Below are 14,197 nucleotides of genomic sequence, written 5' to 3'. Positions count from 1 at the left end.
GGCCTTTTTCATTTCCTCCCTAGTGCATAGGGTTTCATACAATTTTTCTCCATGTCTGGTACCAATAACCTTTATTTCATTGTTCGCCTTAAATAATTCTTTAATAGCCTGAGCTAAATCACCTATGGTACTGGCAGGCGCCTTGTTAACAAATAGATCCCCTTGGTTTCCATTGAGAAACGCGAATATTACCAAATCCACGGCATCTTCCAGAGACATTAAAAAACGGGTCATCTTGGGATCGGTAACGGTCAGCGGGGTACCTTCCTTAATCTGCTTTACAAAGAGAGGAATAACAGATCCCCTGGAGGCCATTACGTTCCCGTATCGGGTGAGGCAGACAATAGTACTATCATTGGGAATGTTCCTAGAGGCGGCTATGGCCACCTTTTCCATTAAGGCCTTACTGATCCCCATGGCGTTTATGGGGTAGGCGGCCTTATCGGTACTAAGACATATAATTCGTTTAACCCCGTTGGCCACGGCGGCGTCTATGGTATTTTGAGTGCCAAAAACGTTGGTCTTGGCAGCTTCCAATGGAAAAAATTCACAAGAGGGGACCTGTTTCAGGGCTGCAGCGTGAAAGACATAATCTACCCCCTGCATGGCTTTAGCAATACTATTGTAGTCCCGCACGTCTCCAATATAGAATTTTACCTTTTCATTTTTTAGCTGTGTCCGCATGTCGTCCTGTTTTTTTTCATCCCGACTAAAAATGCGGATCTCCTTAATATTGGTTTCCAGAAAGCGATTCAGTACCGCATTCCCAAAAGAACCTGTACCTCCGGTGATAAGTAGCGTTTTATCTTTGAACATAGGATCAATTTTTATCGATTAACTCTGAAAAAGTTCTTTGTTAAGTTTGGTAATGTTTTTATGACATTTTATTATTTCCGTGATTGATAAATTATTGAAAAAGGTTGACAATTCCTTTGTAGTTATACCTGTAGTCCATCCCATATCAAGTTCCAAAACTCTCTTGCCTACATAGGTGTTATCGGCACATACTATGGGTATATTAAAATAACCAGATTCATAAAATTTGTTTGGCATGGCTACTTTTTCGTTGTCCAATCTATTGTCATACACTACAAAGTTGATATTGTTCTCTGAATATATTTTTTGCAAATCATCCGGATTTTTAAAAGCTCCATGATAGTGAATGTTCTGATGCAGCATTGCGTTTTTTTTGATGATCTGTACGATGTAAAAACTTCCATCTCCATAAAAATTTAATACAGCATCTTTTTTCTGGCCTACAACCTTTATTAGATTTTCAATTATATCGGTATAACGGAAGGCCCCAATATAAGCTATCCTTAGCGTATCGGACTTGATGTTTTCTATAGGCTGAACTTTTCCATAAGTTTTAAACTTATTTTCTTTGATTACTATTTGATTTTCGTTTTTATACCTTTTGTAATATATATCGTAAAATCCTTTTGAAGTAAAAATCACCCTATTGGATCTTGAAACTAAAAAAGCATCAATGTTTTTAAGAAATACCCGTTTTAATTTCGGTTTATATAACCACATAATGTCACTGATTTCATATTCTATTTTAGAATTGAATAGTAAAAAGCTAATAATTCTTAGGTCCAATCCAAAAACATATAAGTGTTTTTTTTTGAAGCCGTGATTCCTATGGATAATGGATAATAATCTAGCATATCCCCTAACTCGACTTAAATAATTATTGTCGGAAAAGGTGCCAACTAATTCTACATCAACGTTTGGGTAATCCTCGAGTACGCCATAATTGTTTACAGCGTGAATTGTTCTTTTAAATCCATATACCTGGATATTTTCAAATTGAAATGATTTCTCAATTATTCTTTTCACAATTCTTGGTTGTTCCAAGGACTGGGCCAGAATAATTAATAGATTGGGTTTTGACATATATTAATTATTAATTTCTATTTAAATACACCAGAGAAATCCAATATAATCTTTTCGGAAACCCTTATTAATGTTTTAAATTCTTTGTGGGCTACCAAAAAAACTACTATATCTGCCTTTGCATATGCTACTTCATAGTCGGTTAGTTTAAAGACATTGTGTTCTTTTATATTGGGTTCTACTATATAGTACTCCTCGTTATCTGCGTTATGTAAAACTCTTTGCGCAACATATTTTGCAGGTGACTCCCTCAGATCATCAATATTAGGCTTAAAGGCCAGTCCCATTAAGGCGATTTTGGGTTTTCGGGCATTTTGAAGCTCAAATTGCAACTTTACTTGCTGTACTTTCTCAGCACACCAAAAGGATTTATAGTTATTAACTTGTCTCGCAGTGCTGATTATTTTCGATTCCATAGGATAATCGGAAACCAAGAAATACGGGTCTACTGCAATGCAATGCCCACCAACTCCTGATCCTGGCTGCAAAATATTAACTCTAGGATGTTTGTTTGCCAAGGAAATTAGTTCCCATACGTTGATGTTTGCCTTATCACAAATTAAGGATAGTTCGTTGGCAAAAGCTATCTGTACATCCCGGGAAGAATTTTCCACCAATTTACACATCTCGGCTGTTTTGGCATTGGTGGCATGAAGTTCACCTTTTACGTATTTTGCATAAAAGGATAGTGCTCTTTTTGTAGACTCTTCATCTATGCCCCCAATTACACGATCGTTATTCACTAGTTCGTGCATAACATTTCCGGGCAGGACTCTTTCGGGGCAATAGGCTATGGCAATTTTATTTTTTAATTCAGGCCGCTCCTGATAGATTAAATCCTTCATCTTACCAGTAGTTCCTACGGGCGAAGTGGATTCTATAATATATAAATCCCCTTCCTTAAGCATTGGGATTATAGCTTTGGTTGCCGCTATAACAAAAGAAATATCAGGTTCATTTTTATCCTTAAATGGGGTTGGGACCACAATAAGATAGGTGTTCCCCGAAATGGGAGTAGTACCAGCTTTTAACAATCCGCTGCTTACCGCGTTGGATACCGCCTCACCTAATGCAGGTTCTACGATATGAATCTCTCCACGGTTGATGGTGTCTACCACTTTTTCGTTTATATCTACTCCAAATACTTGTGTACCCCCTTCCGCAATCAATGCAGCGGTAGGCAAGCCGATATAACCGAGGCCTAAGATAACTACTTCTGTGTTTTTCATTATTTTTCTATGTTTAGCATAAATGACACAATTCGTTTACTTGCTTTTCCATCTCCATAGGGATTATGAAGTTGGCTCATTTTTAAGTAACGTTTCTTATTATTTAGTAGGTCAAGGGTTTCATGGACTATTTTTTCCTTGTCTGTCCCTACTAAAATGACAGTCCCGGCGTCTACTGCCTCGGGTCTTTCGGTTGTATCCCGCATAACCAAAACAGGCTTTCCCAAACTTGGCGCTTCCTCTTGAACCCCTCCACTATCGGTAATAACCAGTTCACATTTGTTCATGAGCCAAACAAAGGCTGGGTAGGCAAGGGGAGCAATAAGCTTTACATTATCCAAATTGCCTAAAATCTCATAAACTGGTTTTTGCACTTTTGGGTTTAGGTGTACGGGATAAATTATTTGTAGGTTTGGAACCGAGGCAGCTATCTCTTTAAGGGCGTTACAAATATTTATGAATCCTTCCCCATGGTTTTCTCTTCTGTGCCCAGTAACCAGTATGATTTTTTTAGTAAAATCTATATTTCTTTTTAATTCCTCTATTTCATTATCGTTTATGACATCTACTTTGGAGACACTATGCTGTAAGGCATCAATTACAGTATTGCCTGTAATTAATATATGTTCCTTTTGGATACCTTCATTACAGAGATTGTCATAGGAAGTCTGAGTCGGTGAAAAATGATAATCGGCAACCCGACCCGTTATGGTTCGATTAATTTCTTCAGGAAAAGGGGACTTCTTGTTAAAGGTACGCAAACCTGCTTCCACATGACAAACTTTAGCACCGGAATAAAAGGAGGCGATACTTGCGCCCATTGTAGTGGTGGTATCGCCATGGACATATACAAAATCCGGATTGAAATCTTCAAGAACAGGTTGTAGTCCTGTAATAATAGCAGCTGTAAGACCATAAAGATTTTGGCCAGGTTTCATTAAATCTAAGTCGTAATCCGGTTTAATTTCAAAGAAATCTAGCACCTGGTCTAGCATTTCCCTATGTTGTGCGGTTACACAGACCCTAGTTTCAAAAAATTCATTATTCAAGAATTCTTTTACCAGAGGTGCCATTTTTATGGCCTCGGGGCGAGTTCCGAAAATTATGAGGTTTTTCTTTAATATGACTTTTTGCATGATTCATTATTTTAGAGGATGCTTAGAAAGCTGTATCCATTTTGTTGGTTGTTATTTATATGGTATGTTGTGTATTCAACTGTATTTTTTACTTGTATACATTTTTGTTTTTTATATTAAAGGTAAGTGCGATTGGAACAAACAAAAGGGTTGATGTGTAAAAGCCAGCTGTGAAAAAATGCTGCACAAATCCTTGGATCATAATAAGAATTATGAATAAATTCGAGTTATCCATTTTTGATTGTAAAAAACCAAGTGAAAAACCCTTAGTAATTACAGATAAAATAAGGAAGCATCCTACGATGCCGGTGGACATCAATATTTCAATAATGAGATTGTGAGGATAAATACCCCCAATTTCAACTTTTCCACCAAAGATTGGATTTTCTATAAAATGAGCCAGTGCTTTTCTCCAGAGATAATCTCGGCCACTTCCCTGATCTTCTTTCGTGTTACTGATACGTTCAAAGATAGTACTTCCGCTTGCTTCTATCGCCCAATAAATAATTGGTATGGAAAGTGTTGATAGTCCCATAAACTTAACCTTTTGTTTTAATGGACTATAATAAAGAAATAAAGGAATTGTTAGTAAAAGAGCAATAACCGAACCTCTGGAAGAGCCCAGAAGAAACATGACAAATGAAAATACTATAGTTATTGTTAAATATACGAATTCATTTCGTTTAATATCTTTTGAGAATATTAATTTGGATAGACATAATACAATAGTTAAAGCTCCCGCATAAGACAATGCTAATGGACTCAACACACTTTCACCTGTTTCGTATGTAATTAAACTAATTCTACCTACCCCCGAGATTAATAAATCTCCATAAATATAGGTAGAAACTATTCCCATTAAAAAACCGGAAAAAATCATTCCGTTCAATATGGTGTTTTTGTATGTTTTTAGATCTAAGGATAAAAACGTGAAAAAAGGAATGATTACATAAGTTAGCCCAAAAAAGATGAATTCAAACCAATCTTTACTCAAGCTCTGTCCAATTGAAAGGTTTTGGGTATATAACACCTTTATTGTATAAAGTCCCCAGAAAACAACAAAGAAACCAATGTATATAGACAGTTTATGATTTAACAAATTCCTCCAATTTTTAAGAAGTATATAGAGCATAACTAAAATAAGAATAGCTCTAATAGGTATGGAATAGTACCTTGATAAGTGCGAAAGATTTAAAGCGAAAATTATTGCCAAACCCGCATAATATCCACTATATAAAAAGAATGACATAAAGAAGACAAGCTTTTTCATTTCCTATTCAGTTTTCTATGTAGATTTAATTCATATACCAACCCCATCAAGATAAGAAAAAGAATATTGGCCCACAGCGCACTTTTTGCCAAGGACAATGCCCCATTTAGACCATTGTATTCCTTTAATAACAGATAGGCAATTAGAAAAATGGAACCGTCCCTAATTATTCTGAATAACAGCATTAACCAATTTTTGTTTTCAGACATGTATGCTTGGGCATAAACATTACTCATACTTGTGAAAATAGTAGTGAAAACACAAATATTTAATACCTCCTTTAGTCCAGAAAAGTTATCCCCATAAGAAATTGCGATATAATCGGAAAGCAAATAAACAATGAGTGAAAGTAAAAAAGTAACACCAAAATTAAAGGCTAAAATTATTCGCAACATTCTAATTCGCGCTTTAATATTTTCCAAGTTTGCAGATAAATGGGACAGTATTACGTTTCTTAGTATACCGGGAATATAGAGTATAATGGCACTCCAATAAGTGGCAGCAGAGCTTAACCCCACCTCTCCATAAGTAGACATTTGCACCAACAATAATCCGGTTGCGTAAGTTAATATGGAATATAGCGCTTCTTGGAGTGCAACAGGCGTGGAAAAATTTAGAATTTCACGTAGGGACACCTTATTGGCTGACTCACTTTTTATAGGAGCAATAAATTTACGAATGTAGTATCTTAGAAATAGGTAGTGTATAAATTGAACCAAAACCAATCCTAGACAAGCTCCTAAGAGCCCATAAAAATAGGTTAAGGTTACTCCGAATATAAAATTACCTATTCCTATAAAAGTGTTGATTTTTGCCAGTTCTTTAAATTTGCCCAACCCGGCAAGGATTCCTACTTGAGTCCTTCCAACTGACCCTATTAGTATGCCAATGGATATAACCTGTAGAAAATGAGCTAATTTTGGCAGCTTAAGTAGTGAAGTAGCTATTTCTTCCGACAAAGCGAATAGGATGATGGTAGCCAAACCACTAAATATCAAAGTCAAAGTCTGACAGGATCTGATTAATTGTGATAAAATTTCTGGTTGAGTGGAATTGTATTCAGCAATATATTTTGTTGAAGTAAAATTAAGCCCAAAATTAGAGAAAATCAATATAGCGCCTATGGTACTAGATACTATACCATACTCCCCGTATAACTCCTTACCCAATATTCTGGCAATTATTATTGCGGTCAATAGTGAGAAACCCTTACCTACAGCATTACCGAATATAGCCCAAAATGAGTCATTTGCCAATTTACTATTCTTCAACCGACTTGTTAAACTAGATAAATAAGACATTGAAATAAGGTAGCTCAATTTTATTATTAGTTAAACGAATTAATATTTTAAGAATTAAATTACTGTGTCGTTTGCGGACTCATAGTACGAATGTCCTGTTTTTTTCACCATAACAAAATAAAACTCATAGGAATGCCAATTTCTTGGTTGAATAACAATATTTGTTTAAATGGAGCTTAGGAAAATTGATAATATTAAAACATATGGAAATCTGCTTAAATACTATTAACACTTTTCAATTGATCCTCTCCATATAAATTAGACTTTTAAGACTTATGTATTTATGAAAGGTAGGGCTAGATACATTTACCGTTCATTAAGAAAAGAGTAAAGTGATACTAATATTTAGTCTCAGATATCCAAATATTATAGGCCGAATTTTAGCACAAAATGTTGTAGTGGTAATATTAATGCTGGATAGCACGTATTAACATTAAACTGTCAAAGTCAAATGAAAATATAATGAAAAGACTATAGTTCGAGTAGGAACCTTAGATGTTTTGGGAATCCTGTTGACTTTAAGGTCGGTTTATATAAATGTTTATAATTTAGGAATTAGCAACGAGCACTTTGTACGCAGTAAAATAAAAACATATTATAAGTTAGACATTTGCTTTTATGGAATAATATGAAAGAATAGTTGTGGTATTTGCTGTATTAGGACAATGATAGCCTGCTTAATTCAATTTTAAAACTTAAAATTGGGTGTGTCTAATGGTGCTTTACAGCTTTTAAAGATTAAATTGAAGCCTGTGTGTAGGATTGTCATCTTTTCTGCCAAAGGACTGGGAATGCGAAGATCGACTACTTAAATTTAATATGCTTATTAGCAAACGAGATAAGCGATTTCAATATTTGTTGATGATTCAGGTACAGCTAATTGAAAATTATCTACATGCATATATGCAAATTAATTATCCTTTAATGTTATAGATGATTTAATTTCGTACACTCATGACTATAGGGCATGCGTTGAGGTTGACAGAGTTACACGTGGTATAGAGTTAACTTGGGCAGGATTCTATAGGTAAGTAAGGAGTACATGGCAGAATAGCTCTGGGAAAAGTGTCATGATTTCCTTGAAGATTGTCCAGAATTAATGCTGGGATCCGAAGTTCCTGGCTTGGAAAGGATATTCCATGAAAAATGTTTGGATACGGTAATTAGGATAAAGAGAGCTCTTTACCATCAATTATATATGGGAATGCAGATATGAAACCTCGTTTTACTAAATAAAGGTATTGCCCCAAAACTCTGGAATTACGGAGATAAAAAGTCTACTTAAAAGAATGAAACAATTAAAGCAAAAGCGGGCCGGATTGGACCGTGAAGCGAATAATTTAAGGCCTATTATTTTTGGTACGACCAGTTTATTACGGAAGTAAAGTCTAGGGTAGGACAGAATATGAATCCTAAGTATACCATACTCTGCATAAGAATATTGGAGAAATTTTTCTGCTTAGGCCGCAATAGGCAGTTTTAGTTAATTGTGAAATTTATTTCTTAATAACTTTATGGCTGTTAGTGGTTAATCTAGAGATGTATTCTATAGTTACGTGCAAAGGATCCCCGATGATAGGATGAATTTAAAAAAATGATATTGGTAATTTTGAGCCCATCCACACCCCAGGTTACTGCATAGGATTTATCGGAAATTTAGTGATTCAAACGGGAAAACGTAAACAACTATTTTGGTCATATAAAGCAAAACCTATTCTATTAATTATTAACAACTATGAGAAAAATGGAAGAGTTGATGTTTAGGTTGTAGGCAATTGTTCCTGAAAATTAGAAAAATGCACTATAAAAGTGAGCAATCTGTTGCATTTTGAACCATTCACGAAAAACAGACCTTGCTTCTAAGGAGAATTAATAAAATAGAACCGTCCCATTAAATATAATGAGACGGCCTTATTTTTATCCTTTTAAAATGACAATGAATTTTTATAAAACTGGCACTGTAAAGGCATTATTTTCCCAAGTGCAGTTTTCAAAACTTACATTTAGAGCTTTTTTCACTCCTTTAGGCGCGACCATTGATAGGTTTTTTGTGTCTTGGTTATATATCGCCGTAGTATTATTAGCAAAAGTACAATTTCTCATTATAGTGCCACTGTTTGGTCTTTCAGTTCTAAACAACTCTTGTTGTATATTGGTGAATGTACAGTTTTCAAAAATATTGTCTTTGGCTGCTCCGGGTCCTTTCCAATGCCAAGCGAATTCTATTCCTGATAAAAGGTTGTCAAAATGGATATTCTTGAAAAGGTTGTCGTGTCCGGCATCTTCAGCATCCGTATCAGGGCTAGGAGTCCAACCATCGTTCCAATCTGAGAATCTAACCCCAGTATCACCTGTAATTGTCATATCTTGAAACGTATTGTGATGGGCACCATTGGCAATTAGAATAAATGCATACTTAACATTGCCTCCATCTCCGGTAGCTCCAGTACCAGTAATGGTACCACCCGTTATTGTATTGAAAGCTACTTGGTCAAAAGAGAGCTCCAAGGGACAATTGATAAGTGTATTATTAATTAAATTATTATATTGTCCATGACCTTTTATTATTAATCCGTGAGCCTGGTGGTATTGTTTTGGTTGCCTATAAATTGTATTGTTGCTGATGGTATTATTATCGGCACCATTTCCTCCGCTGCCGGTCAACATTAAATAGTAATCAGTGCTATAATCGTTACTTGCTGTTTGATCACAGCCAAGCCAATTGTTGTCTATTAACTGATAATCTCCTTTGGTATTCGTAAATAATTGAACCCCATTTTTAATGAATGAATTAGTCATTTGGCTATAATCTCCGTTCATTATTACTCCGGTTCCACTATATCCAGTATAGTTTCCCATCTCCAAAATTATAACATTGTTCAATTTGTTATATTTTCCATAACTATTTATTCCGGCTTTCTTATCCTTAATCTGAAAATTATGTATCGTTACATAATCTCCTTTGACTTCAATACCAATACCAGAAACATTACCACCACTTCTTACACCAACTAAGGTAGGATAATCACTTGTAGAAAATGTGCTTTCATTATATTTGAATGTAGAGCCATTAACAGCGGTTATATCACCGGGTTGATTTTTATATCCAATAAACTGTAATTCATTGCCCGATGTACCTGATTGAGATATTGACAAATTTAAGGCTCCATAATTTCCTGCTTTAACATATACAATATCACCGGCCTTAGCAGTTTTAAAAGCATGTGTTATGTCCCATGCGTTTGCTTCATCAGCACCTGTATTGGTACTTTTTCCGCTAGTGGTTACATAATATATGTTATCTCCGGATAGTGCTGGAGCTTTATTCGCTTCACCCACATTTACCGTAACATTCCCGGTAGCGGTAGTGGTTGAGTTATCCGGGTTGGTAACGGTAGCGGTGTAATCAAATTCATCTGTTCCACTCTTATCCTCGTCTGGGGTATAGGTAATGGTATTGTCATTATTAACAACGGCAGTACCTAGAGTAGGAGGGGTAACTTCAGTAATTATTACATTTTCAGGAACTGTGATGACCTCGTCTTTTAAGGGGGCAATCACAATTGGATTGTTGGCCAAAGTGGTTACAACAGCATTTGCTAATACAGTGTTTGGGGTTTCCACTACATAGTCTGCAATAAGATCGGTGTCCTTGCTACAAGAATAACCGAAAAATAACACAAACGCTAAAAGGGATAATTTAAGGGTGTTTAATGGGTAAATTTTCATAAGTAATTTAAATTTAGGGCATTACCTTAACGATTAAAGCCGAGCAATATTATTTATTTTTTACATTTCAACCGACAAAAGGTGATGTTTTTTCGATGAAATGCACAATTCTGTCAAAATAAACATAAAGACTTGGTTGTTAGGGTACTACATTTTCTTTTAGATTTAAGGATTTTTATTACAAATACTTTTCTGGTTCTAATCTTGGTTCCAAACCAGTTCATGATTGAACACAGACTTTATACGCAGGGAATTTGTAGATGGACTCCCTAAGGGGTTGGTTTAACATAGTTTTAAGACTATTATCGATGAACTGCACAGATATTTGTTCACTTGCCAGATTTATGAGATCTAATTAACTAGTTAAAACGTATATAAAGGCATCCTTCCTGAAGGGATTAGTTAGCCATAAATTCGGCGTTTAGGGGTTAAACTAAGATGTTTGTTTCTACCTTCAGTACATGTCATTAAACCTTAGCTCCTATTGTAACCTTACCTATTATGGGAACTGAGAAATGAAGAATGCTAGTTTCATTACAATTATCAGAATAAGTAGGTAATAGGATTAGAAAATATGCTGGGTTCGGTACTTCGGATGGGATTTGGTATGGATGTTTATTCCTTTGCTATGCATTGGTCAAGAAGAATATTTAGGGCATTATAAAAAGGCCAAGTATCTTTAAGACTACAAAGCAATTGTACTTATGAATGCTTATGGTTACAGTTGCATTATATCCCGAGTATATATCAATTGGGACACACAAACTTCTTGCAATTTAGATCAATCTTTTGGTGAAAAGTAAAATTGGAAAACTAGATTCCGAGGCCGGATGGCTGAACAACAAGATTGGTTACTTGTAAATGAAGAATGGATTTAATTCTTATAATTTATAATACTCCTTATACCAGGCTACATATTGGGCCACGCCTTCCTGTATGGGAGTGCTTGGACGGTAGTTGTAATCCTTAATCAAGTCGTCCACATTTGCCCAGGTTCTTTGAACATCACCGGGTTGCATGGGAAGAAGCTCGCGTTTGGCTTCTACACCAAGTTCTGTTTCTATTGCCTCTATAAAATCGATTAATTTAACGGACTTGTTATTGCCAATATTATAGAGCTTATAATAATTCTTGGTAGCGCTACGCTTGGAGAGATCTTTTTCTAAAACGCGTACAACCCCTTCGGTAATATCATCTATGTAGGTGAAGTCGCGTTCCATTTCCCCTTTATTGAATACTTTTATTGGCCTTCCAGTTATCATGGCTTCGGTGAATAGGGCCATTGCCATATCGGGTCTTCCCCAGGGACCATAAACAGTGAAGAACCGTAAACCGGTGGTAGCAAACTTGTATAAATGGCTGTAGGTATGGGCCATTAATTCGTTGCTCTTTTTGGTTGCGGCATATAGGCTAATAGGGTGATCCACATTATCCGTGGTTTCAAAGGGGACCTTTTTATTCATTCCATAAACGCTGGAACTACTGGCATATACCAAATGCTTAATTTGGTGGTGTCTACAGCATTCCAAAATATTTAGAAAACCTACGATATTACTATCTACATAAGCGTGGGGATTTTCCAAGCTATAGCGTACTCCTGCTTGGGCCGCTAAGTTGCAAACGACATCAAAATTTTGTTGTTTAAACAGTTGGGGAAGTAGGACACGATCTTCAAGATTAAGACGGACAAACGAAAAAGAGCTAGGATATATTTCACTATTGCTCAATTCGTTAAACTTTTCACTTTTTTTTCTCTCAATCCCTAGCTCCTTTAACCGGGCATATTTAAGATTTATATCGTAATAGTCGTTTATATTGTCAAGACCTACTACCGTGTGACCTTTAGAAATAAGGGATTTTACGACGTAAAAGCCAATAAATCCTGCTGCACCGGTTACTAAAATTTTCATAAGATAAATTTATAGGAGTTATTTACTTCCTTGTAATAGTGTGAAAAGGTATATTGAAAATAAGTACTTTTATTCTTGTCAGTTAAAATGGTTTAATAAATATCTTCACTATAATTCCTCAAACCTCTTTTTCTTCAAGGTCTTTTGTAAAGCGTACACAGGAACTTACAACTCATCGCCAGCATATTTCATTAATATAAACCCACTGCCTTACTACTGAAAAACATTAAATACGCTTAATTAGACTCCCCAATCTTATAAAAATTAAACCCTATCTCGGTAAGTTTTTTCTTGTTCAGCAATCTTCTTCCGTCAAAAATAAAAGCGGGCTTCAACATTTTCTCATAGATAAGGGACCAATCATAGGTCTTAAACTCGTCCCACTCCGTTAAAATAGCTATGGCATGGGCGTCCTGAGTTTCACTTAGAGGTTCGTCAACAACTTTTAACAATCTTCTATTCTCCTCTGGCGATCTAGTGTTTAAGTAATTCAAATCGGCATAGATCTGTTCCTCTGAGACCTTTGGATCGTAGACCACTATCTCCGCTCTTTCCTCTAACAAGGCATCTGCCACATAAATCGCAGCAGATTCCCGGGTATCATTGGTATCTTTTTTAAAGGCCCATCCGTAAAAAATAATTTTCTTTCCGGAAACGGTATTGTATAAGGTGGAGACAATGGTATCGGCAAAACGCTTTTTTTGGTAATCATTCATAATTATTACCTGCTCCCAATAGTCAGCCACTTCCTGTAATCCATAGCTTCTAGCGATATACACTAGGTTTAGGATGTCTTTCTGGAAGCAGCTACCGCCAAATCCGACAGAGGAATTAAGGAATTTTGGTCCAATTCTACTATCGTACCCTATGGCCCTTGATACTTCCGCAATATTGGCATCTGTTTTTTCGCAAAGCGCCGAAATGGAATTGATGGAAGATACTCGTTGCGCCAAAAAAGCATTTGCTACTAATTTTGATAGTTCCGAAGACCATACATTGGTCTGAAGGATGCGTTCTTTGGGAATCCATTTTTCATAAATGGCACTAAGGATGTTTTTGGCCTCTTTTCCGGAAGGGGTTTCGTCACCCCCAATTAATACACGGTCTGCATTTAGCAAGTCGTTCACAGCTGTTCCTTCCGCTAAAAACTCCGGATTGGATAGTATTTCGAAATCTACCCCATTGCCGGTATTGTCCAAAATGCTCTTTATGGCACTGGCGGTACGAACTGGAAGGGTAGATTTTTCTACTACAATCTTATCGTCCTTGGCTACCCGGGCAATATTTCGGGCGCAAAGTTCTATAAACTTTAAATCGGCCGCTTGTCCCTTTCCTTTCCCGTAAGTCTTGGTAGGGGTGTTTACAGAAATAAATATCATTTCGGCTTCATCAATAGCTTTATCTACCTCTGTGGAGAAAAAAAGGTTTTTCCCTCTAGTGGCACCTACAATCTCTGCCAATCCAGGTTCATAGATAGGTAGGTTGTCTAAATTGGGGTCATTCCATTGTGAAATTCGCGCTTCATTAATATCTACTACGGTAATTTGAATATCCGGGCACTGTTGTGCAATTACGGACATAGTGGGGCCACCTACATATCCGGCTCCGATACAACAAATTTTGGAAATTTTTCTCATGGTATAATCCTATAGATTGAATGCAAATATTACAAATAAAATCAAATTACCTCGTTGTTTTGTGATTTGTAGTCGCATTTTATCGA

9 protein-coding genes are annotated in these 14,197 nt (G+C 36.1%); all 9 read right to left on the bottom strand.

Annotated features, from left to right (window positions below; genetic code table 11):
- Positions 1-816 (bottom strand): UDP-N-acetylglucosamine 4,6-dehydratase family protein (locus F1E73_RS15040; protein WP_150452388.1); only part of this gene is annotated, 816 nt, incomplete at its 3' end.
- A gap of 18 nt (positions 817-834) precedes the next feature.
- Positions 835-1,899, bottom strand: coding sequence for a glycosyltransferase family protein (locus tag F1E73_RS15035; RefSeq protein ID WP_150452387.1), 1,065 nt, complete (start codon positions 1,897-1,899; stop codon positions 835-837).
- 17 nt (positions 1,900-1,916) lie between these two features.
- Positions 1,917-3,128 carry a UDP-N-acetyl-D-mannosamine dehydrogenase gene (gene wecC, locus F1E73_RS15030; RefSeq protein WP_150452386.1) on the bottom strand — a complete coding sequence of 404 codons (1,212 nt, stop codon included), beginning with the start codon at positions 3,126-3,128 and terminating at the stop codon, positions 1,917-1,919.
- Entirely contained in the window at positions 3,128-4,264 is a 1,137-nt protein-coding gene (wecB, locus tag F1E73_RS15025; protein ID WP_150452385.1) for a non-hydrolyzing UDP-N-acetylglucosamine 2-epimerase, read from the bottom strand. Before wecB ends, wecC begins: the two co-directional genes overlap by 1 nt.
- Positions 4,265-4,352: 88 nt before the next feature.
- Positions 4,353-5,534 (bottom strand): O-antigen ligase family protein, encoded by a 1,182-nt coding sequence (locus F1E73_RS15020; protein WP_150452384.1) that lies wholly within the window; start codon positions 5,532-5,534, stop codon positions 4,353-4,355.
- The gene (locus tag F1E73_RS15015) at positions 5,531-6,835 is read right to left on the bottom strand and encodes an oligosaccharide flippase family protein (RefSeq protein ID WP_150452383.1); all 1,305 of its coding nucleotides are present in this window, start codon (positions 6,833-6,835) and stop codon (positions 5,531-5,533) included. Before F1E73_RS15015 ends, F1E73_RS15020 begins: the two co-directional genes overlap by 4 nt.
- 1,944 nt (positions 6,836-8,779) lie before the next feature.
- Positions 8,780-10,564, bottom strand: a complete 1,785-nt coding sequence (locus F1E73_RS15010) for an Ig-like domain-containing protein (RefSeq protein ID WP_150452382.1) — start codon at positions 10,562-10,564, stop codon at positions 8,780-8,782.
- Positions 10,565-11,445: 881 nt separating this feature from the next.
- Positions 11,446-12,474 carry an NAD-dependent epimerase gene (locus tag F1E73_RS15005; protein ID WP_150452381.1) on the bottom strand — a complete coding sequence of 343 codons (1,029 nt, stop codon included), beginning with the start codon at positions 12,472-12,474 and terminating at the stop codon, positions 11,446-11,448.
- Between the two features lie 236 nt (positions 12,475-12,710).
- Complete coding sequence (locus F1E73_RS15000; protein WP_150452380.1) at positions 12,711-14,111, bottom strand: nucleotide sugar dehydrogenase; 1,401 nt, start codon at positions 14,109-14,111, stop codon at positions 12,711-12,713.
- Positions 14,112-14,197: the final 86 nt, after the last annotated feature.

This window comes from Arenibacter lacus, assembly GCF_008711145.1.
Lineage (GTDB): Bacteria > Bacteroidota > Bacteroidia > Flavobacteriales > Flavobacteriaceae > Arenibacter > Arenibacter amylolyticus.
Note: the sequence above shows the minus strand (reverse complement) of the source record. Positions and strands in the feature narration are given on the sequence as shown.